This is a genomic window from Streptomyces sp. NPDC008313 (genome assembly GCF_042956125.1).
GTDB lineage: Bacteria > Actinomycetota > Actinomycetes > Streptomycetales > Streptomycetaceae > Streptomyces.
The window spans coordinates 71,133-91,386 of sequence record NZ_JBIBFR010000010.1; the positions used below are offsets into that span (position 1 = coordinate 71,133).

At 74.2% G+C, this 20,254-nt stretch carries 17 protein-coding genes; 7 read left to right on the plus strand and 10 right to left on the minus strand.

Annotation, left to right across the window (positions count from 1 at the left end; all coding sequences use genetic code 11):
* Positions 1-80 precede the first annotated feature (80 nt).
* On the plus strand, positions 81-1,070 hold the full coding sequence (locus tag ACFY93_RS15335) for an Acg family FMN-binding oxidoreductase (RefSeq protein ID WP_391358231.1): 990 nt from the start codon (positions 81-83) through the stop codon (positions 1,068-1,070).
* Positions 1,071-1,091: 21 nt separating this feature from the next.
* Here ACFY93_RS15335 and ACFY93_RS15340 read toward each other — a convergent pair whose 3' ends face one another.
* The 5 genes from ACFY93_RS15340 to epsC form a co-directional block, all read right to left on the minus strand.
* Complete coding sequence (locus ACFY93_RS15340; protein WP_391358234.1) at positions 1,092-1,475, minus strand: cupin domain-containing protein; 384 nt, start codon at positions 1,473-1,475, stop codon at positions 1,092-1,094.
* 24 nt (positions 1,476-1,499) lie between these two features.
* The gene (locus tag ACFY93_RS15345) at positions 1,500-2,348 is read right to left on the minus strand and encodes a methyltransferase domain-containing protein (protein WP_391358236.1); all 849 of its coding nucleotides are present in this window, start codon (positions 2,346-2,348) and stop codon (positions 1,500-1,502) included.
* A 136-nt stretch (positions 2,349-2,484) separates the two neighbouring features.
* Positions 2,485-3,126, minus strand: a complete 642-nt coding sequence (locus ACFY93_RS15350; protein WP_391358239.1) for a vitamin K epoxide reductase family protein — start codon at positions 3,124-3,126, stop codon at positions 2,485-2,487.
* Entirely contained in the window at positions 3,123-4,064 is a 942-nt protein-coding gene (gene cysK, locus ACFY93_RS15355; protein WP_391358241.1) for a cysteine synthase A, read from the minus strand. Before cysK ends, ACFY93_RS15350 begins: the two co-directional genes overlap by 4 nt.
* Positions 3,991-4,641, minus strand: a complete 651-nt coding sequence (gene epsC, locus ACFY93_RS15360; RefSeq protein WP_391358244.1) for a serine O-acetyltransferase EpsC — start codon at positions 4,639-4,641, stop codon at positions 3,991-3,993. The genes cysK and epsC overlap by 74 nt, the downstream gene beginning before the upstream one ends.
* A gap of 538 nt (positions 4,642-5,179) precedes the next feature.
* Between epsC and ACFY93_RS15365 the strand changes: the two genes are divergently transcribed.
* Positions 5,180-5,983 (plus strand): DUF2249 domain-containing protein, encoded by an 804-nt coding sequence (locus ACFY93_RS15365; protein ID WP_391358246.1) that lies wholly within the window; start codon positions 5,180-5,182, stop codon positions 5,981-5,983.
* Positions 5,984-6,051: 68 nt separating this feature from the next.
* Complete coding sequence (locus tag ACFY93_RS15370) at positions 6,052-6,555, plus strand: hypothetical protein (RefSeq protein ID WP_391358247.1); 504 nt, start codon at positions 6,052-6,054, stop codon at positions 6,553-6,555.
* A 236-nt stretch (positions 6,556-6,791) separates the two neighbouring features.
* Here the strand turns inward: ACFY93_RS15370 and narI are convergent, their stop codons facing one another.
* Genes narI through ACFY93_RS15390 form a run of 4 tightly spaced genes read right to left on the minus strand, consistent with a single transcriptional unit; the run spans position 6,792 to position 13,675 of the window.
* The gene (gene narI / locus ACFY93_RS15375) at positions 6,792-7,532 is read right to left on the minus strand and encodes a respiratory nitrate reductase subunit gamma (protein ID WP_391358250.1); all 741 of its coding nucleotides are present in this window, start codon (positions 7,530-7,532) and stop codon (positions 6,792-6,794) included.
* Positions 7,529-8,401, minus strand: a complete 873-nt coding sequence (gene narJ, locus ACFY93_RS15380) for a nitrate reductase molybdenum cofactor assembly chaperone (RefSeq protein WP_391358253.1) — start codon at positions 8,399-8,401, stop codon at positions 7,529-7,531. The genes narI and narJ overlap by 4 nt, the downstream gene beginning before the upstream one ends.
* Positions 8,398-9,978 carry a nitrate reductase subunit beta gene (gene narH, locus ACFY93_RS15385; protein ID WP_391358255.1) on the minus strand — a complete coding sequence of 527 codons (1,581 nt, stop codon included), beginning with the start codon at positions 9,976-9,978 and terminating at the stop codon, positions 8,398-8,400. Before narH ends, narJ begins: the two co-directional genes overlap by 4 nt.
* 1 nt (position 9,979) lies before the next feature.
* Entirely contained in the window at positions 9,980-13,675 is a 3,696-nt protein-coding gene (locus ACFY93_RS15390) for a nitrate reductase subunit alpha (protein ID WP_391358258.1), read from the minus strand.
* Between the two features lie 332 nt (positions 13,676-14,007).
* On the opposite strand from ACFY93_RS15390, the gene ACFY93_RS15395 reads away from it, so the two are divergent.
* The 4 genes from ACFY93_RS15395 to ACFY93_RS15410 are packed head-to-tail and all read left to right on the plus strand — an operon-like array spanning position 14,008 to position 19,515.
* Entirely contained in the window at positions 14,008-15,246 is a 1,239-nt protein-coding gene (locus ACFY93_RS15395; protein WP_391358261.1) for a TIGR04053 family radical SAM/SPASM domain-containing protein, read from the plus strand.
* The gene (locus tag ACFY93_RS15400) at positions 15,243-18,104 is read left to right on the plus strand and encodes a multicopper oxidase domain-containing protein (RefSeq protein ID WP_391358263.1); all 2,862 of its coding nucleotides are present in this window, start codon (positions 15,243-15,245) and stop codon (positions 18,102-18,104) included. Before ACFY93_RS15395 ends, ACFY93_RS15400 begins: the two co-directional genes overlap by 4 nt.
* Positions 18,104-18,550, plus strand: coding sequence for a hypothetical protein (locus ACFY93_RS15405; RefSeq protein ID WP_391358265.1), 447 nt, complete (start codon positions 18,104-18,106; stop codon positions 18,548-18,550). Before ACFY93_RS15400 ends, ACFY93_RS15405 begins: the two co-directional genes overlap by 1 nt.
* An 11-nt stretch (positions 18,551-18,561) precedes the next feature.
* Positions 18,562-19,515, plus strand: a complete 954-nt coding sequence (locus ACFY93_RS15410) for an Acg family FMN-binding oxidoreductase (RefSeq protein ID WP_391358267.1) — start codon at positions 18,562-18,564, stop codon at positions 19,513-19,515.
* Between the two features lie 63 nt (positions 19,516-19,578).
* On the opposite strand, the gene ACFY93_RS15415 is transcribed toward ACFY93_RS15410, so the two are convergent.
* The gene (locus tag ACFY93_RS15415; protein WP_391358270.1) at positions 19,579-20,019 is read right to left on the minus strand and encodes a pyridoxamine 5'-phosphate oxidase family protein; all 441 of its coding nucleotides are present in this window, start codon (positions 20,017-20,019) and stop codon (positions 19,579-19,581) included.
* Positions 20,020-20,254 lie beyond the last annotated feature (235 nt).

The window sequence follows — 20,254 nt, forward strand, 5'->3', positions numbered from 1 at the left end:
GGGCGTGTGCGCCCGGCCGTACGCCGGGTACCCGGGGAGCCCGAGGGGTCCGGTGACGGCGGCGAGGAAGGGCGGGGCCCATGCGGCAGGTCGACGCGAAGACGGTGGTCACCCTGGTCACCGAGGCCACGCTGGCCCCGTCCATGCACAACGCCCAGCCGTGGCGCTTCCAGTACGCGGCCGACGAGGGTGTCCTGCGGCTGCGCGGTGACGCGGACCGGGCCATGCCGCGCTCGGACCCCGGCGACCGGGCTCTGCACATCGGCTGCGGAGCCGCCCTGTTCAACCTCCGGGTCGCGGCGGCCGGAGCCGGCTTCGTCCCCACGGTCACGCTCCTGCCCGACCCCGCCGAGCCCCTGCTGTTCGCCGCCGTCCACCTCGCCGGACGCACCGGGCCCGAGGGGGACCCGGACGACCTCGCCCGGCTGCGCCCGGCGATCCGCCGGCGGCACACGAGCCGCCATCCCTTCGCCGAGACCGACCTCTCGGAGGACGTACGGGACGACCTTCGGGCGGCCGCCGAACAGGAGGGGGCGAGTCTGGTCTTTCCCGGCGCCTGGCACGTCGAGTCGCTGCTGGACCTCGTCCACGACGCGGAGGACCAGGAGGCGCTGGACCCCGGCACCCGACAGGACCTGGAGCGCTGGACCCGGCTCGGCCCGGACGCCGACACCGCGGTCGACGGCGTACCCGAGTACGCGTTCGGGCCGCGCAAGAAGGACGGGAGCGCCCCGTGGCGGGACTTCGCGGGACGCAGGCAGGTCGCCGACCGGGGAAGCACCGCGTTCGAGAAGAACCCGCATCTGGCGGTGCTCAGCACGCCCGAGGACACCCCCGCCGACTGGCTGTGCGCGGGGCAGGCCCTGGAACGCGTCCTGCTGGAGGCCACCCTCGCGGGTCTCGCCACCTCGCTCACCTCGCACCCGCTGGAGAGCGCCGGCCTGCGCCCGCTGGTCCGCGACCCGGTGTCGGGCCGGGGCAGCGTCCAGATGGTGCTCCGCCTGGGCTACGGCCCGCAGGGCCCGGCCACGCCCCGCCGGCCGGTGCGGGACGTCCTGGACCTGGGCTGAGCCCGGCGGCCGGGACCGCTCTCAGCCGTCGGACGCGGGAGCCGCCGGGGCGCCGGGCCGGTCGGCCACGAGCATGGTCAGCAGCATGACGGAGGGCTCGACGGCGTACACGGAGTGCGGCATGCGGGCGGGCATGTGGACCCAGGTGCCGGGCACGGCCTGCGTCTTCCGGTCGCCCAGGACGAGGTCAAGACGGCCCTGGACGACCTGGATGATCACGGGCAGCGCCGAGGTGTGCTCGGTCAGTTCCTCGCCCGCGGCGAACGAGAAGCCGACCACGCGCACCCGGTCGTCGCGGTACAGCACGCGGCTGAGGGTGCCGTCCTCGGACAGCGGGAGTTCGGCGGCCAGGTCGCCGAACACGGTGGCGGACGTCTCGGCGGGGGGCATGTCGGTGGCGGTCACGGGGTGTCTCCTCAGGACGTGGGCTCAGGACGTGGGGGTGGTGGGGACGGCGACCAGGGCGATCGCGCCCAGATGCGCCCGATGGTGACGGAAGGCGCGGCGCATGCGCAGGACCCGGTGCCGGGCGGCGGGGTCCCGCAGGGCCCGGAACACGATCCGCAGCGCGCCCGCGAGACCCTCGTCGGCGATCAGCCGGCGCGGCTCCAGCAGGGCCATCGGCGCCGTCCTGACGGCGGTGACGGTGAAGCCCTCCGCGGTGAGCAGCTCGCTCCAGCCGTCCGGCGTCAGCGGACGGGCACCGACATGGATGGCGTCCTTGAGGTCGGAGGCGATCCGTTCCGCGAGAGCGGGGTCGATGTCGTCGGGCAGCAGGCACATCTCGTGCACGCCGTAGCGGCCGGGGGAGTCGGCGATCAGCCGGTGCGCCTCCCGTACGACGCGGCGCTTGGCGGGCTCCGGATGCATCGTCAGCATCGCCTCCCCGTACACGACGGTGGCGCTGCCGCCCGGCATCCCGGTGTCCGAGGCGTCGGCCCGCACCGCGCAGATCTCGGTGCCGCCGGGGCCGGTCAGCATTCCGAGGCGCGCCACCGCGGCCGCGTCCCGGTCCACGGCCGTGTACGCGGCGGGGCCATGGCCGAGGGTGCGCCGGGCGGTGGCTCCCAGCCCGGCGGCCAGCTCCACGACGCGGTCGTCACGGCCGATGCGCAGCGCGCCCAGCATCCAGTCCGTCAGCTCCACCCCGCCGGGGCGCAGGACGCGCTTGCCCAGCCGGGCCAGGAGCCAGTGGCCGGGCATCCGCGCGGTGTCCAGTCCCTCTCCGGGTACCGGCGCCGCCTGCCCGCCCGGCCGGCCGTGGTCCGTCGTCGTCATCTTGGTGCCTCGCTTCCTGCCGCCCCTCGCCACACGCCGTGGTGTGGGCCGTCGGCCTTACTGAGGTAAACCTAACCAGGCGTTCCGCCGGTGTGACGGGGCCGAACGGCCCGGGGGGAAGGGCCGGGCGGCCCCCTCAGAGCAAGGTGCTCCAGTACGTCCAGAAGCGGGTGAGGACGAGCAGCGCGATGACGGCGTACCAGCCGCCGAGCAGCATCCAGTGCGTCTCCAGCACCAGGCGCAGCGCCATGCGGCAGCGCGCCGGTACGGGGATGACGCCGTGCCGGAGGTTGTGCAGGGTCACGCCCCAGAACAGGGCGATGGTGGCGACCCAGACCACGCCGCAGTACGGGCAGAGCCGGTTCAGCTCGTACAGCGACTGGACGATCAGCCAGTGGACGAACACCACCCCGGCGAGCGCCCCGGCGTTCAGCCCGAGCCACAGCCCCCGGTGCAGCCGGGACCCGGTGGCCACGGCCAGACCGAGGGCCACGACGGCGGCGAACGCGCCGAGGCCGAGCAGCATGTTGGGGAAGCCGAACACGCTGCCCTGGGCGCTGGACATGACGCTGCCGCAGCTGATGACCGGGCTGATGTTGCACGGCGGCCGGTAGGACGGGTCCTTCAGGACGCGCCAGTCGTCCAGGGTGAGCTGGAAGGAGGCCAGCCAGCCGACGAGACCGGTCACGGTCATCAGCAGGCCGGCCCGCCGCCCCTGCCCGCGGACCGGCGGGGACGGCGGGACCGGCGGCGCGGGCCGTGCGACGGGCGCGGTCACGGACGGCGCTCCGCGACGGGCGGGAACAGGTCGGTGCTCAGGTACCGCTCCCCGGTGTCGGGCAGCACGACGACGATCAGCGCGTCCCGGTGCCGGGGCCGCTGCGCCAGCGTGGCGGCGGCGTGCAGGGCGGCCCCGCCGGAGACGCCCGCGAGGATGCCCTCCGTACGGGCCAGCCGGCGGGACGCGGCCTGCGCCTGGGCGAGGGACACCCGGCACACGCTGTCGTACACCTCCGGGTCGAGGACGTCGGGGACGAAGCCCGCGCCGAGCCCCTGGATCCGGTGCGGGCCCGCGGAACCGCCCGACAGCACGGCCGACTCGGCCGGTTCCACGGCCACCACGGTGACGTCGGGCTTCTTCTCCCGGAGCACCCGGCCCACGCCCGTCACGGTGCCGCCGGTGCCGACCCCGGCCACCAGGACGTCGACCCGCCCGGCGGTGTCCTGCCAGATCTCCTGAGCGGTGGTCCGGCGGTGCGCGTCGGGGTTGGCCGGATTGCGGAACTGCTGCGGCATGAACCAGCCGCGCCGCTCGGCCAGCGTCTCCGCCCGCTGGATCGCGCCCGCCATGCCCTCGGCCGCCGGGGTCAGGACCAGCTCGGCCCCGTACGCGCCCAGCAGCTTCCGCCGTTCGACGCTCATGCTCTCCGGCATCGTGAAGACCACCGGGTATCCCTTGGCGGCGGCGACCAGGGCGAGACCGATGCCGGTGTTGCCGCTGGTCGGCTCCACGATGTGCTGGCCGGGCCGGAGCGCCCCGGTGGCCTCCGCGTCCTCGATCATGGCGAGCGCGATGCGGTCCTTGACGCTGCCGCCCGGGTTGGCGGACTCCAGCTTGGCGACGAGCCGCGCCGGAAGGCCGTCACCGTACCGGGACAGCGCCACCAGCGGGGTTCGGCCGATCAGCGCCGTGATGGAGGGATGAATCGCCGTCATGCTCGTCCTCATTTTCCGAAGAGGGCCCCTCGTCGAGGGGCCGTGGTGCGTCGGGGACGCGGGTGATGGTGTCCGGCAGCGCGGCACGCACGGTGGAGTGGGCGGGGACGTCCCGGACGACGAGGGCGTGCGCGCCGACGACCGAGTCGTGGCCGACCCGCACCGGCCCCAGCACCGTCGATCCCACACCGAGGACGACCCGGTCTCCGACGACCGGATGCCGCCGCCCGCCCGCGACGGGCGCGGCCCACCAGCCGGTGCCGCCGAGGGTCACGCGGTGGTACAGCATCACGTCGTCGCCGAGCACGGCGGTCTCGCCGATGACCACGCCCATGCCGTGGTCGATGAAGCAGCGGCGGCCGATGACGGCGCCCGGGTGGATCTCGATCCCGGTCGCCGCGCGGGACACCTGCGACAGGAACCTCGGCACCAGCGGCATGCCGAGCCGGTGCAGCCGATGGGCGACCCGGTGTGCCCAGATCGCCCACAGCCCCGGATACAGCAGCACCTCGACGGCGTGCGCGCCGCGCAGCGCCGGATCCTTGCGCCAGGCCGTGCGGAGGTCTTCGAAGATCACGTGCGTCGTCCTTCCGCGGCCGGTCGACGGGCACACCGGCGCGGCGGCGCCGGCACGTCGGTGCGTCCGTCGTGGTCCATGCACGGGAACGCTAGACGGGCCCGCGCGCCGGCACCGGGGCCGAAGCGCCCCACCCGGACCGCCGGTCGGCCCCGCCCCGGGGGCCGAGAGGGGACGAGCGGCCCAGGGGGAAGGTCCGCTCGGCCCCGGTGCCGGCGCCCGCGGCGCCGTGATACTGGCCAGTGACCGGCCGGGAGGTGACACGGACCGCCGCGTCGGGCCGCTGCCCGTGTCTTCTCTCACCGAGGGCCGAGGCGGACGCGGCGTACCTCCCGGGCCGTTCATGTCCGGTCGCCTCGCGGCGGCCGGACACGCGACCCCGACGCCTCCGTTCCGGTGCCCGCTCCGTCGGCCCGGCCGGGCGCCCCCCGGTCCCTGCCGGTCACCCGGCACACCCCGGTACGCCCCGGACGCGGCGGACGGCCGTACACAGCCCGCGCCGGTCGACCGACCGGCCGAATCAGCTGGAGGCACCACCATGAACGCTCTCACCCTCGCGTCGGACCCGAAGGAGGCGGCGGCCGTAGAGGCCGTCGAGACCCATCACGCCCGTCTCGCGGGCGAACTCGCCGGACGCGTGGCGATGCTGATCACCGCCGCGGACCGCGACCCCGCCACGGCCGGCCGCATCCGTGACGGCCTCGTGGACTTCTGCGACCGGGAGATCCTGCCGCACGCCACCGCCGAGGAGGAGACGCTCTACCGCGCCGCCCACGGCACCGTGGACGCCCGGCTGCTCGTCGAGAGCCTGATCGCCGAACACCACTGCCTCATCGGCCTCGTCGACGCCCTGCGCACCACCACGGGACCCACCGCCGCGGCGACCGAGGCCCGCGCCCTCCAGGTGCTCTTCGAGGAGCACGTGGCGAAGGAGAACGGCCTGGTGCTCCCGCTGCTCGCGGTGACCCCCGGCGTCTCCCTGGCCGCTCTCCTCGGCGACATGCGCGAGGCCCTCGCCGCGTCCGGGCCCGCCCGGACGGAGCGGGACGCCCCGGACGACGAGGAGGACGCCGAGGCCTGCTGCGGAGGGTGCGCCTGCGGAGCCGGCGACGAGGAGCCCGAGCCCGAGCTGGACGTCCGGGAGGTCCCGCACGCCATCCGGCACGCCACCGTCTTCGGCGCCCTCGACGCCGTACCGTCCGGCAGCGCCCTGGTGCTGGTCGCCCCGCACGACCCCGTCCCGCTGCTCGCCCAGATCGAACAGCGCCACCCCGGCCGGTTCGAGGTCACCTACCTGGAGCGCGGCCCGCGGGACTGGCGGCTGCGCCTCAGCCACCGCTGACCGGCCGTCACCGGCACATGCGGGTACAGATGTAGACGTACGCACGCGAACACGGAGGAAGGCACGTCATGCACGATGCGCATCGCGGGACCGGGGCCCTGGTGGGGCTGGTCGGCGCGGCTCTGACCGTGGCCGGTCCGGTCATGCTGTGGCGCGGCCGCGGCGGACGCGAGGAGATCCGCGGAGAACTGGCCGCCCAGAAGATCACGTTCCCCGGCCGGGGACTGCCCGCCGGACTCACCGCGTACGCGGGCCGGCGGGTGGAGACCGGACCGGAGGCGCACGCCTACGCCGAGCTGATCAAGGACCACCTCGCGCACGCCACCGGCGGCCGCACGTACGCGGAGATCACCGAGGAGCTGTACGCCGCGGGTGACGACGACGAGAAGCTGTCCCGGCTGCGGCAGACCGCGTTCATGGGGGAGTCGCTGCGCGGCTCGCTGATGTCCGCCTACCAGGCGTGGCACCTCACCACGCTGGTCATCGGCCTCGGCTCCCTGCTGACCGGCGTCGGCGCGGCGCTGATGGCCACCGCGGAGGCGCTGGCGTCGCAGGGCGAGGACCGGCGCTGACGGCCTCGCCCCAGGGCGTGTCTCCCGCCTCCCGGCGGAAGGCACGCCCTTCCCCTTGCCCGGGTCCCCGCCGGTCCCGCCCTCCCGGCCGTCCCGCCCTCTCCGCCGCCCCCGGCCGCTCTCCGCCCTCCCGTACTGCGGACTGCGGACTGCGTGACAGCGGACAGCGCGGCACCGCTGGCCCGTACGTCCGACGGGTCAGGGGTGCCGCGCTGTCCGGGGCGCGCGGCCGGGGGTCAGGCGACCCGGCGGCCCGAGCCGCGGCCCCGGGGCCCGGTCGCCGCGGGGGCGGCGGTGCGGCGCCGGTAGACCACGTACGGGCGGGCGAGATAGCCGACCGGGGCGCTCCACACGTGCACGAGCCGGGTGAACGGCCAGGCCGCGAAGAGCAGGCAGGCGGTGAGCGCGTGCAGCTGGAAGAGCAGGGGCGCGGAGGAGATCGCGTCCGGGTCCGGCCGCAGGGTGAAGATCCCGCGGAACCACACGGAGACGGTGGACCGGTAGTCGTAGCCGCCGCCGAGCACGTTGTGGACACTGGTCGCGGTGATGCCGAGCAGCACCGTCGCGGCCAGCAGCGGGAACAGCACCTTGTCGGTGCGGTCGGTGGTGGGCCGGATCCGGGGCGTCAGCAGCCGGCGGGCGCACAGCATGCCGAGCCCGGTGACCATCGCCACCCCGGCCACCGAGCCGAGCCAGACGGCCGTGGTGTGGTAGGTGTGCTCGCTGATGCCGACGGCCTCCGTCCAGGAGGCGGGCACCGCCAGCCCCACCACGTGGCCGCCGATCACGGCGAAGGCGCCGAGGTGGAACAGCGGGCTGCCCCAGCGCAGCCAGCGCCGCTCGAGCAGCTGGCTGGTGCGGGAGGTCCAGCCGAACTGGTCCTGCCGGTAGCGCCAGACGTGCCCGACGACGAACACGGCGAGGCACGCGTAGGGGAAGGCGACCCACAACAGGAGTTCTGCTCCCGGGGAGTTCATCGGTGGTCTCCGGTCGGTTGTGCTGGCGCGTGAGGTGCGCCGGGTGTGTGAGGTGCGGAGTGGGTGTGGGGTGCGGAGTGTGCGTGCGACCCGCAGGATGAGGCGGACGGGGCGCCGGGCGGCGGTGCGAGGGTCGGCGCCGCCAGCTCCGGGGGGACGAAGGTGCCCGGCGGGGCGAACGCGCCGCCCGCGTACGGGTCGAGGCCGACGTCCTCGGCGGGCGGGCCCTCGGCGGCGAGCCGGGCCACCGCCTCGCGGTCCGCGTCGGTGGCCGGCGGCAGCAGGGTGAGCAGCGCCGCGAGCAGATGCCGGTAGGGGGAGTCCGCGGTGGTCAGCGCGTGCTGGATCAGTTCGAGACCGCGCCGGTGCTGCCGCAGCGGGGCCTCGCCCGCTCCCGGCCCGGCGAGCGCCGCGAACTCCAGCACCACCGGCAGGTGGTCGGGGAGTTCGCCGCCGCCGTTCTCCCACCCGAGGGCCCGGTAGCGCTGGGCCAGGGTGAGCAGGGCCATGCCGCGGCGGCGGGTGTCGCCGTGCAGGTAGTAGGTCAGGTAGAGGCTGCTCTTGCGGCGAAGGTCGAACATCTCGACGTAGTGCTTCTCCAGCACCTCGGCGTCCTGCTCGGTGAACCACCCGGTGAACGCGCGCACGTGCTCGGCCGCGGGAGAGGGCGGCAGGGCCAGCGCGGTCGCCGTCAGCACCGGCCGGGCGGCCTCGAGTTCGGCGTCTGGGTACTGCACGAGCAGCGACAGCAGCCGCAGCATCAGGGCCCGCTCTCGGGTCTCCTCCGGGGTGAGGGCCGCCGCCCGGCGGGCGGCGGGGCGGACCCGGGCCCGCAGGGGCCGGCGCAGGGCGGAGGGCAGCGGGCTCACGGGGTACCTCCCGGGTGGGCGGCGCCGGGCGCCGGGTCGGGTGTGCGGCGGCGCAGGGTGGGGATGCCGAGCATGACCTTGCCGCCGGCGGCCGGGTCGTCGCCGGAGGTCTCCACCGGGCAGCGGTCCTCCAGCGCGCTCAGGGCCGCGGCGTCCTCCTTGTGCGCGGCGGGCACCACGTACCGGTCCTGGTACTTGGCGACGGCGAGCAGCCGGTGCATGTCCTCGGCCTCGCGCGCGGTGAGCCCGACGGCCTTGAGCACTGCCTCGTCCCCCTCCTCGCCGAGGGTGCGCTCACGCATGTACGAGCGCAGGGCGGTGAGCTTCATCAGCACGCCGGCCACCACGTCGGTGTCCCCGGCGGCGAACAGTTCCGCCAGGTACTCCAGGGGGATGCGCAGCCGGGTGACGGCGGCGAAGACGTGGTCCGGGTCGTCCTGGTCGCCGCCCGCCGCGTCCACGGCGTCCAGCACCGGGGACAGCGGCGGCACGTACCAGACCATCGGCAGCGTGCGGTACTCCGGGTGCAGCGGCAGCGCCACCTTGTACTGGGAGACCAGCGCGTACACCGGGGAGCGGCGGGCGGCCGTCAGCCAGTCCTCGGGGATGCCCGAGGCGCGGGCGTCCGCGACGACCTGCGGATCGGACGGGTCGAGGAAGACACGGCGCTGGGCGTCCAGCAGGTCCTTCTCGTCCGGGGTGGCCGCCGCCTCGCCGACCTGGTCGGGGTCGTAGAGGATCAGGCCGAGGTAGCGCAGCCGGCCGACGCAGGTCTCCGAGCAGACGGTGGGCTGGCCCGCCTCGATGCGCGGGAAGCAGAAGGTGCACTTCTCGGCCTTGCCGGTGGCGTGGTTGACGTACACCTTCTTGTACGGGCATGCCGTGACGCACATCCGCCAGCCGCGGCACTTGTCCTGGTCGACCAGGACGATGCCGTCCTCGACCCGCTTGTACATGGCGCCGGACGGACAGGCGGACACGCAGGCCGGGTTGAGGCAGTGCTCGCACAGCCGGGGGAGGTGGAAGAGGAAGGTCTGCTCGAACTCGAACTTGACCTTCTCGGCCCACTCCCCGGTGAGGTTCGGGTCCGCGCCCGCGTTCTCGGGGGCGCCGCCGAGGCCGTCCTCCCAGTTGGCGCCCCAGGTGATGGCGGTGGGCTTGCCGGTGAGGACCGAGCGGGGCTGGGCCACCGGGACGTCCTGCCCGGCTGGGGCGTTGACCAGGGTGTCGTAGTCGTAGGTGACCGGCTCGTAGTAGTCCTCGATGCTCGGCAGGTCGGGGTTGGAGAACAGCGACATCAGCCGCCGGACGCGGCCACCGGAGCGCAGCACCAGCCGGCCGCGCCGGTCCAGCATCCAGCCGCCCTTCCACTGCTCCTGGTCCTCGTACCGGCGCGGGTAGCCGACGCCGGGCTTGGTCTCGACGTTGTTGAACCAGGCGTACTCGACGCCGGTGCGGTTGGTCCACGTCTGCTTGCAGGTGACCGAACAGGTGTGGCACCCGATGCACTTGTCGAGGTTCATCACCATCGCGACCTGGGCCATCACCCGCCGGGCGGGGGCTTCGCCACGGGGCATGTCAGTACTCCACACTCTGGGCGCGGCGACGGATGACGGTGACCTCGTCGCGCTGGTTGCCGGTCGGGCCGTAGTAGTTGAAGGCGTAGGTGAACTGGGCGTAGCCGCCCGCGAGATGGGTCGGTTTGAGCAGCAGCCGCGTCAGGGAGTTGTGGATGCCGCCGCGCTTCCCGCTGACCTCGGTCTTCGGGACGTTCACCGTGCGGTCCTTGGCGTGGTACATGTACACGGTGCCCTCGGGCATCCGGTGCGTGACCACGGCCCGGGCGGCGACGACGCCGTTGCGGTTGTAGGCCTCGATCCACTCGTTGTCCTTGACGCCTATCTTCTCGGCGTCGGCGGTGGACATCCAGATCACCGGGCCGCCGCGGGACAGCGCGAGCATGTAGGCGTTGTCCTGGTACTCGGAGTGGATGGACCACTTGGAGTGCGGCGTCAGATAGCGCACCGTCACCTCCGCGCGGCCGTCGTGCAGATGCTCGTCCCCGTAGTGGCGGCGGGCGTCCAGCGGAGGCCGGAAGACGGGCAGTTGCTCGCCCAGCTCCGCCATCCAGTCGTGGTCGACGAAGAAGTGCTGGCGGCCGGTGAGGGTGTGCCAGGGCTTGCGGTGCTCGACGTTGATGACGAACGGCGAGTAGCGGCGCCCGCCGGCCTCCGAACCCGACCACTCGTACGAGGTGATGACCGCCCGGGGCTGCGTCCGCGTGTCGGCGAACGTGATCCGCTCCGCCTCCCGCTCCGAGGCCAGCTCGACCATGCCCTCACTGCCGGTCTGCCGCTCCAGCTCCCGGAAACCCTCCGTCGCCAGCCGCCCGTTGGTCGTGCCCGACAGCGCGAGGATCGCCTCGCACATGTCGGTCGCGGTGGCCAGCGAGGGACGCCCGGCGCCCACCCCGTCACGGACGGTGCCGCTGCGCCGGCGCAGTTCGTCCAGCTCCCGGTCCGGCTTGACGGTCACGCCCTTCGTGGTGGTGCCCAGGGTGTCGAGGAGGGGACCGATGGCCCGCATCTTCTCGGCGACCGCCCCGAAGTCGCGCTCCACGGTGACCAGTTTCGGCATCGTGCGGCCCGGTACCGGCTCGCACTCCCCGTACTTCCAGTCCCGTACGACCCCGCCCGGCTGGGCGAGTTCGTCGGGGGTGTCGTGCGTCAGGGGAACGGTCATCACGTCGGTGCGCGTCCCCAGGTGCTCGCGGGCCAGCTCGCTGAACCGGTCCGCGATCGCCAGGAACGAGTCGTAGTCGGTACGGGCCTGCCAGGGCGGGGCGATCGCCGGGGTGAAGGCGTGCACGAAGGGGTGCATGTCCGTGCTGGACAGGTCGTCCTTCTCGTACCAGGTCGCCGCGGGCAGCACCACGTCCGAGTGCAGGGTGGTCGACGTCATCCGGAAGTCCATGGTGACCAGCAGGTCGAGCTTGCCCTCCGGGGCCTCCTCCCGCCACACCACGTCCTTCGGGCGGGCCTCGGGCGGGGCCTCCTCGCTGCGCACGGCGTGGTCGGTGCCGAGCAGGTGACGCTGGAAGTACTCGCTGCCCTTGCCCGAGGAGCCGAGCAGGTTCGCCCGCCAGACGGTGAGCACCCGGGGGAAGTTCGCCGGGTCGTCGGGGTCCTCGGCGGCGAACTTCAGCCGTCCCGACGTGAGTTCGTCGACGATGTGGTCGGCGACCGGGCGCCCGGCCGCGGCGGCCTCGTCGGCGAGGTCCAGCGGGTTGCGGTTGAACCCGGGGTGGCCCGGCGTCCAGCCCAGCCGGACCGCCTGCGCCAGGCAGTCGGCGAACGCCTGCCCCTTGAAGCGGCCCTCACCGAGCGGAGAGGCCAGCTCATCGGGGCCGAACGCCTCGTACCGCCACTGGTCGGTGTTCAGGTACCAGTAGGAGGTGCCGGCCATGTGCCGGGTGGGCCGCTGCCAGTCGAAGGCGAAGGCCAGGTGCTGGAAGCCGGTCAGGGGGCGGACCTTCTCCTGCCCGACGTAGTGCGCCCAGCCGCCGCCGTTGACGCCCTGGCAGCCGGTCATCGTGGTGAGCGCCAGGAACGCGCGGTAGATCGTGTCCGAGTGGAACCAGTGGTTGGTGCCCGCGCCCATCGCGATCATCGACCGGCCGTTCGTCCGCTCGGCGTTGCGGGCGAACTCGCGGGCGATCCGGGCCGCCTGCTCGGCCGGCACCGAGGTGATGGTCTCCTGCCAGGCGGGCGTGTACGGCTCGGCGGCGTCGTCGTAGGACGACGGCCAGGTGCCCGGCAGCCCGGGCCGCTCGACACCGTACTGGGCGAGCATCAGGTCGAAGACGGTGGTGACGAGCCGGCCGCCGACGCGGCGGACCGGAACCCCGCGCACCATCACGGAACCGCCCTCGGTCGCGCCCTCGTCGAACCGGGGCAGCGCGACCGCGACGGTGTCCTCGGCCCGCTCCAGCAGGCTCAGTTCGGGCTCGACGTCGCCCAGGTCGAGGTTCCAGCGGCCCCGCTCGGTCTCCCCCCACCGGAAACCGAGCGAGCCGCCGGGGACCACCGGTTCGCCGGTGGCCCGGTCCAGAAGGACGGTCTTGAACTGGGCGTTCTCCTCGTCGCGGCCGAGGTCGGCGGCGGTCAGGAACCCGTCAGGCACCAGGCCGTCCGCGTGCTCGCGCAGGGTGATCAGGAACGGCGCGTCGGTGTACGTCCGCAGATACCGCTGGAAGTAGGGCACCTCGCGGTCGACCAGGAACTCGCGCAGGATCACGTGCCCCATGGCCATCGCCAGCGCGCCGTCGGTCCCCGGGTGCGGGGCCATCCACTCGTCGGCGTGCTTGACGTTGTCGGCGTAGTCGGGGCTGACCGCGACGACCTTCGTGCCGTTGTAGCGGGTCTCGGTCAGGAAGTGCGCGTCCGGGGTCCGGGTGACCGGGATGTTGGAACCCCACATGATCAGATAGCCGGCGTTCCACCAGTCGGCGGCCTCCGGCACGTCCGTCTGGTCGCCGAACACCTGTGGGGAGGCGACGGGAAGGTCCGCGTACCAGTCGTAGAACGACAGCAGCGTCCCGCCGATCAGCGACATGAACCGCGAGCCCGCCGCGAACGACGCCATCGACATCGCCGGGATCGGCGAGAAGCCGGCCACCCGGTCCGGGCCGTACTTCTTGATGGTGTGCACCTGGGCGGCGGCGACCAGCTCCGTCACCTCGTCCCACTCGGCGCGCACCAGCCCGCCCTTGCCGCGCGCCCGCTTGTAGGCCCGCGCCTTCGCCGGGTCACCGGTGATCTCCGCCCAGGCCGCGACCGGGTCACCGAGCCGGCGGCGCGCCTCGCGCCACATCTTCAGCAGCACACCCCGCACGTACGGGTAGCGGACCCGGCTGGGCGAGTACGTGTACCAGGAGAACGAGGCGCCGCGCGGGCAGCCGCGCGGCTCGTACTCGGGGCAGTCCGCACCGATCGACGGATAGTCGGTCGCCTGGTGCTCCCAGGTGATGATGCCGTCCTTGACGTACACCATCCACGAGCAGGAGCCCGTGCAGTTGACCCCGTGGGTGGAGCGCACCACCTTGTCGTGGGACCAGCGGTCCCGGTAGAAGCTCTCCCACTTCGGGTCGCCCTCGGTGATCACCGAACGCCCGTCTGCCGCCACCTCGCGGCGCGTCAGCAGCCTGCGGGCGGCCAGCGGCCAGCCCTGTCCGGGAGCGGCACCCGGGGGGACCGCGGTCTCGTCGTTCTCCATGGACGGAACGCTAGAAACAATGCCGGGTTTCCTCTGGGGCCGAAGGTCCCGGACGCGACGCCCGTCCGGCCCGGGCGTCCGCCCCGAACAGGGCCTTTCGGCCCCACGACCTGGGCCCATCGGCCGACGTGGCCGGGGGGAGCGGAGCCGCATGCTGGCAGCGACCGATCCGGAGGTACCACCGTGTACGACCGCAACGGGCACCCGCCCGGCCCAATCCCCCGTCCCGGCCCGCGGCAGGTGTGTCGTACGGCCCGGACCGGTCACCGTCCGGCCGCCCCGCACGTCAGCCCTGACGCCCGGGCGGCCGGACACACTCCGGGGGCGCGGCGATGAGCGAGCCCGAGGCCCGGCCGGCCGGCCGCGTGGTCCGGCGGCAGCACCAGGACGCGTCCGACCGGCCGTTCATCGTCATCTGGGAGTCGACGCGTGCCTGCCCGCTGGCGTGTCTGCACTGCCGCGCCGACGCCGTCCCGAACCGTGATCCGCGGGAGCTGGACACCCGGGCCGCCAAGGACCTGCTGCGCCAGGTGGCCGCGTTCGGCAGCCCCTCCCCGCTCTTCGTCATCACCGGCGGCGACCCCTTCCAGCGCCCCGACCTGCTCGAACTCATCGCCTACGGCGGCGAGGTGGGCGTGCCCGTCGCGGTCTCCCCGTCCGGCACCCCCACCCTGACCGCCGACCGGCTGCGCGAGGTGCACGAGGCCGGCGCGCGCGGGCTCTCCCTCAGCCTGGACGCCTCCACCCCCGAGCTCCACGACGGGTTCCGAGGCGTCCCCGGCGTCTACCGCTGGACCCTCGACGCCTGGGACACCGCGCGCGCACTCGGCATGAAGGTCCAGATCAACACCACCGTCACCCCGCACAACCTGCACGACCTGCCCGACGTCGTCCGGCTCGTGCGCGAGCACGGCGCCATGCTGTGGAGCGCCTTCTTCCTCGTCCCCACCGGACGCGGCCGCCGGCTCGGCGTACTCACCCCGGAGCAGACCGAGGACGTACTGAACTTCGTGTACGACATCGGGCTGACCGTCCCCGCCAAGACCACCGAGGCCCACCACTTCCGCCGGGTCGCCGTCCAGCGCCGGATCATCGAGGACGCCGGCGACGACCACGTCGCGGTGCTGGGACTCGGTCCGCTCTACGCGAGCCTGCGGGAGCGGACCGCCGAACTCGGCCTGGACCGCGGTGAGCGCCGCACCCGGCGCCCGCCCCTCGACGTCAACGCCGGGCGCGGCTTCGTCTTCGTCTCGCACACCGGCACCGTGCACCCCAGCGGCTTCCTGCCGCTGGACGCGGGCAGCGTGCGGACCAGGCCCCTGACCGACATCTACCGCACCTCCGAGCTGTTCACCGGCCTGCGCGACCCCGACCGTCTGGGCGGCCGGTGCGGCCAGTGCGAGTTCCGCCGGATCTGCGGCGGTTCGCGCTCACGGGCGTACGGCGTCACGGGCGACGCGTTCGCCGAGGAACCGTGGTGCGGCTACCGGCCGGGGTCCTTCCCCTACCGGGACGAGGTGGAGGCGCTGCTGGGCACCACGGGCCCGGTGCGAGGACGAGGAGCGGTGTGAACATCGAACCAGGGCCCCCGGCACGGCCGGAGCCCCCAGCGGTGCCGGGCCACACGGCCAGGCAGCAGGCCCTCAAGGAGCGGACCCTCAGGCATCTGGCCCTCCGGCAGCAGGCGGCGGACGCGGAGGAATCCGGTGCGGGGCAGCCCGCCACGAGGGAACCCGCGCCGAAGACGCCCGCGCCGAAGGAATCCGGACCGAAGGGTTCCGGGCCGAAGGGGCCCGGCGGGCCGCGGGACGGGGACGGAGCTTCCAAGACGGCCGACGGTCCCTACCGCAGCCGGTTCAAGCCCTCCGGCGTGCGGGCCCGGCATCTGCGCGCCCACCTCGTGGTCGCGGCGTGGATCGGCCTGGCCCTGCTCGCGGCGACCGCGCAGCAGTCGCTGCCGGTGGCCCGCTGGCTGGCGATCCACCTCTTCCTGCTCGGCGCCGCCACGACCGCCGTCCTGGTCTGGAGCGAGCACTTCGTGGTCGCCCTGCTGCACGCCAAGCTGCCCGACGAGCGCTGGAGCGACCTCCGGCTGGCCGCCGTCAACGTGGCGGTCGTCGGCGTCCTCACCGGCGTGTGGGCCGGGATCGCGCCGCTGACCGGCGCCGCCTGCCTGCTGCTCGTCGCCGCCGTCGCCGCCCACCTGGTGGCGCTGACCCGGATGGGCCGGGGCGCGCTGGGCGGACGGCTCAGGCCGGTCGCCGCCTACTACAAGGCCGCCCCGCCCGCCCTGATCGCCGGGGCCGTGGTGGGCTGGCTGCTGGCCACCGGCACCGCGGGCCCCTCCCACTACGCCGGGCTGCGGATGGCCCACGTCCATCTGATGCTGCTCGGCTGGATCGGACTGCCGGTCCTCGGCACCCTGTTCATGCTCTGGCCGACCGTCCTGGGCGTGCGGATGGCGGAGCCGACGACCAGGGTGGCCCGGCGGGTCCTGTGGCTCACCGGCACCGGACTGACGCTCGCCGCCGGCTCACTGGCGGCGGGCTGGGGCCGGCCGGCCGCGGCCGGGGTCGCCGTGTACGCCGTCGCCGCGGGCTACGCGGTACGGCTGTTCGCCGGCACCGTCCGCAGGCGGCGGCCCGTGTCGGCGGCCGCCGCGGCGGCACTCGCGGGCGCGGCGGTGTGGCTGCTGATCGGCGTGGCCGTGGACCTGGTCTCCCTCGCCGTGCGGCCCCTCGCGGACGCGGGGGCCGTCTTCGACTCCCTCCTGCCGCTGTTCCTCGTCGGCTTCGTCGCCCAGGTGCTGATGGGGGCGCTGACCTATCTGCTCCCGATCGTGCTGAGCAGGGGACCGAAGAACCGCACGGAGCTGCGTACGGTCCTGGAGCGGCGGTGGCTGCCCCGCGCGGTGGTGCTCAACCTCGCCGTGGCGCTCCTCGTCCTCCCGCTGCCGGGCCTCGCCGGCACCGTCGGCACGGTGCTGGCCGCGCTGGCAGGGTGCGTGTTCCTCGCCCTGGTGGTCACGGTGCTCGGCCGGGTCGGCGACCGGGCCGCCGCGGCCCGTCGGCGGCCCCTCGCCGTGGGGTCGGCGGCCGGCGCGGTGCTGGTCCTCCTCGCCGTCCTCGTGGTGAACGGCGGCACCGGCACGACCGGTGAGCAGGCCGCCGGCGGCGGGGCGGTGTCCGCCACCGGGACCCGCACCGTGAGCGTGTCGCTCCGGAACATGCGGATCACCCCCAACCGCGTCGAGGTCCCCAAGGGCACCGACCTGCGGCTGAAGGTCACCAATCAGGACGCCATGCGCCACGACCTCAAGGTGGAGGGCGGCGCCTCCACACCCAGGCTCGCCGAGGGAAGGACCGCCACCCTGCACGTCGGGGTGGTCACCGCCGACCTCGCGGCCTGGTGCACCGTCCCGGGCCACCGCGCGGCCGGCATGACCCTCGACATCGTGGTGACCGGCGCCGCCTCCGGCACCGTGGAGGCGGGCGGCACGGACGGATCCATGGACGGCATGGACCACTCGGGTCACGCCTCCGGCACGACCGGCACCGGCGGCCTGGACCTCGGCGCCGGCTTCTCCAGCGGCTGGAAGCCGCGCTCCGCCACCCTGCCCGCCGCGAGCGACGAGACCGTGCACAGGATCGAACTGCACGCCGCCCACACGAAGGTGGAGGTCGCCCCGGGCGTGTTCCAGCAGCGGTGGACCTTCGGCGGCACCGCCCCCGGCCCCACGCTGCGCGGCAAGGTGGGTGACGTCTTCGAGATCACCCTCGTCAACGACGACACCGGGATGGGCCACGGCATCGACTTCCACGCCGGCTCCCTGTCCCCGGACCGAGCCATGCGCACCCTCCAGCCCGGCGAACGCCTCGTCTACCGCTTCCGCGCCGAGCGCGCCGGCGCCTGGCTGTACCACTGCAGCACCGCGCCGATGCTCCAGCACATGGGCAACGGCATGTTCGGCGCCGTCGTCATCGACCCGCCCGGCCTGCCCGCGGTGGACCACGAGTACGTGCTGGTCTCCTCGGAGCTGTACCTCGGCACGCCGGGCAGCGCGGCGCAGGTCGCCAAGATGCGCGAGGGGAAGCCGGACGCCTGGGCGTTCAACGGCGTCGCCGCCCAGTACGCCGCCGCGCCGCTGACCGCGAAGGCCGGCGACCGGGCGCGGTTCTGGGTCGTCGCCGCCGGACCGGCCGACGGAATCGCCTTCCACGTCGTCGGTACCGTCTTCGACACCGTGTACAAGGAGGGCGCCTACACCCTGAGGCCCGGACAGCCGGGCGGGTCGCAGGTGCTCGATCTGGCCCCGGCGCAGGGCGGCTTCGTGGAGACGGTCTTCCCGGCGGCCGGCCACTACTCCTTCGTCGACCACGACATGGTCCACATGGAGTCCGGTGCCCACGGCGTGGTGGAGGTGAAGTGATGGACGGGATCACCCTGTGGTCGCTGGTGCGGTTCGCCCACGTCATCGGAGCGGTGCTCTGGGTCGGCGGCCAGCTCGCCCTGTCCCTGCTGGTGCTGCCGCTGGCCCGCCGGATGCTCGACGAGGAGCCCAGGGACCGGTTCGCCGCGTCGGCGGGGCGCCGCTTCGGGATGCTCACGGGCGCCGTCTTCCTGCCGGTGCAACTGGGCACCGGCTGGGCGATGGCCTGGCACAAGGGCGTCACCTGGTCCTCGCTCGCCGAACCCGGCTACGGACGCACCCTGGCGACCAAGCTCGGCCTGTTCGTCGCGGTCATGCTGGTCGCCGCCGCCCACGGCTGGGCCCACTCCAAAGGCCGTACGGAACTGGCCAGGGCCCTGGCGGTCACCTCGCTCGTCGGCTCGGTGGGCGTCGTCCTCGTCGCCACCGCCCTGCCGTCCACCTGACAGGAGGCATCATGCGCGCACCGGACATCGACGCCGCCGCCCTGGAGACGCTGCTGGCCGCGGCGACGGCGGCACCGTCCATCCACAACACCCAGCCCTGGCGGTTCCGCCTCGACGTGGCGACCGGCATCCTCCAGGTCCGCGCCGTCCCCGAGCGGGCGCTGCCGCGCACCGACCCGAACCGCTGCGCGCAGCATCTGTCGGTGGGCGCGGCCCTGTACAACCTCCGGGTCGCCGCACGGCACCAGGGCCGGCAGCCCGCGGTGCGGCTGCTGCCCGACCCGACCGACCGGGACCTGCTGGCCGAGGTGGCGCTGACCGGTCACGGTGAGGAACCCGACCCGTGGACGAGGGAGCTGTACGACGCCATCGGGCGCCGGCACTCCAGCAGGCTGCCGTTCACCGGCCGCCCCGTACCCGAGGCGATCGTGTCGGAGATGGCGGAGGCCGTGCGGTCCGAGGGGGCGCGCCTGTACGTCCCCGGCATCACCGGAGCGCGGCGCCTGCTGAGGGCGACCGCGATCGCCGAACTGCGCAACACCCGAGAGCCGGCCCGCGTCGCCGAGAGCCGCGCCTGGGTCGCCCGCCCGGGGGCGGCCCCGTACGGCGTGCCGGCCTGCGCGCTGGGCGCCCGGGACACGGCGGGGCGGATGCCGATGCGGGACTTCACGGGCGCGCTGCCCTTCCCGAGGGTGCCCGCCCTGCGCTTCGAGCGCCATGTGCAGGTGGCTCTGCTGTGGACCCGGTGCGACCGGCCGGAGGACTGGCTGCGGGCGGGCCAGGCACTGCAGCACGCACTGCTGGTCGCCACCGTGCACGGCGTGCGCACCTCGATGTTCCACCAGGCGATGGAGTGGGCCGACCTGCGGGAGGCGGTGCGCGAACCGGACCACGGCAGGAGCCACCCCCAGCTGCTGATCCGCTTCGGCTACGGCCCGGAGGGCGGCCGGACGCCGCGCGCGTGACGAAGGCGCGGGCCCCGCGGTGACGCGGGGCCCGCACCGGGCCGGGGGAGGCGCTCACGGCGCTCAGAGCGCGATGTCCATCCCGTAGAGCGTGCGGCCGCCGACCAGGTGCCTGCCGGTGACCATCGACGCCTCGATCGTCACGAAGACCTCGTCACGCGACGTCACCCAGGAGCGCGGGCCGGTCCGCGACAGCCGTTCGTGCTCGGCCGGATCGGTCACCACGGTGGCCCGCCCGGTGACCACGACGCTCCAGCCGGAGTGCTCCGCCGCGTCGAACCGGTCCGCCTCGAACGCCACCACGGCGCCGTCGACCGCCCGCGCCAGCTCCGAGGACGCGGACGTGCGCAGCACTACGGAGCCGTCCGCGTCGAGGGAGAAGTTGAGCGGGAGCACCGCCGGCATCGCCCGTCGGGTGAACACGATGCGGCCGACCGGCGCCCCGGCCAGCAGCCGCATGCACTCCGGCCGGCCCAGTGAGTGGAAGCCGTCGTTCTCGTCCATACGGCCAGGGTCGTCCCGGACGGGCTCCGGCGCCAAGGGCCGACAGTCCCTACGTCGGGTCCGCCCGGACCCGGACCCGCGAGGGCGCCCGGCGGCCGGGTACTCATACGGGTCCGGGTCCGCCGCGTGGGCGACGCGCCGCCGCAGGGGACGGCCGAGGACGTGGGGCGGCGCGGCCGGGGCCCGGGACGAACGGCCCTGCAGGCCCCCGCGACGGGGACCGCTCGGCGGGACG

What these genes read in the sequence shown, in the direction of transcription:
- ACFY93_RS15405 (WP_391358265.1), top strand. Translation starts at nt 18,104, where the DNA reads ATGGACGGGATCACCCTGTGGTCGCTGGTGCGGTTCGCCCACGTCATC.
- ACFY93_RS15410 (WP_391358267.1), top strand. Translation starts at nt 18,562, where the DNA reads ATGCGCGCACCGGACATCGACGCCGCCGCCCTGGAGACGCTGCTGGCC.
- narH (WP_391358255.1), bottom strand. Translation starts at nt 9,978, where the DNA reads ATGCCCCGTGGCGAAGCCCCCGCCCGGCGGGTGATGGCCCAGGTCGCG.
- ACFY93_RS15395 (WP_391358261.1), top strand. Translation starts at nt 14,008, where the DNA reads ATGAGCGAGCCCGAGGCCCGGCCGGCCGGCCGCGTGGTCCGGCGGCAG.
- ACFY93_RS15365 (WP_391358246.1), top strand. Translation starts at nt 5,180, where the DNA reads ATGAACGCTCTCACCCTCGCGTCGGACCCGAAGGAGGCGGCGGCCGTA.
- ACFY93_RS15370 (WP_391358247.1), top strand. Translation starts at nt 6,052, where the DNA reads ATGCACGATGCGCATCGCGGGACCGGGGCCCTGGTGGGGCTGGTCGGC.
- ACFY93_RS15415 (WP_391358270.1), bottom strand. Translation starts at nt 20,019, where the DNA reads ATGGACGAGAACGACGGCTTCCACTCACTGGGCCGGCCGGAGTGCATG.
- cysK (WP_391358241.1), bottom strand. Translation starts at nt 4,064, where the DNA reads ATGACGGCGATTCATCCCTCCATCACGGCGCTGATCGGCCGAACCCCG.
- narI (WP_391358250.1), bottom strand. Translation starts at nt 7,532, where the DNA reads ATGAACTCCCCGGGAGCAGAACTCCTGTTGTGGGTCGCCTTCCCCTAC.
- ACFY93_RS15345 (WP_391358236.1), bottom strand. Translation starts at nt 2,348, where the DNA reads ATGACGACGACGGACCACGGCCGGCCGGGCGGGCAGGCGGCGCCGGTA.
- ACFY93_RS15390 (WP_391358258.1), bottom strand. Translation starts at nt 13,675, where the DNA reads ATGGAGAACGACGAGACCGCGGTCCCCCCGGGTGCCGCTCCCGGACAG.
- ACFY93_RS15335 (WP_391358231.1), top strand. Translation starts at nt 81, where the DNA reads ATGCGGCAGGTCGACGCGAAGACGGTGGTCACCCTGGTCACCGAGGCC.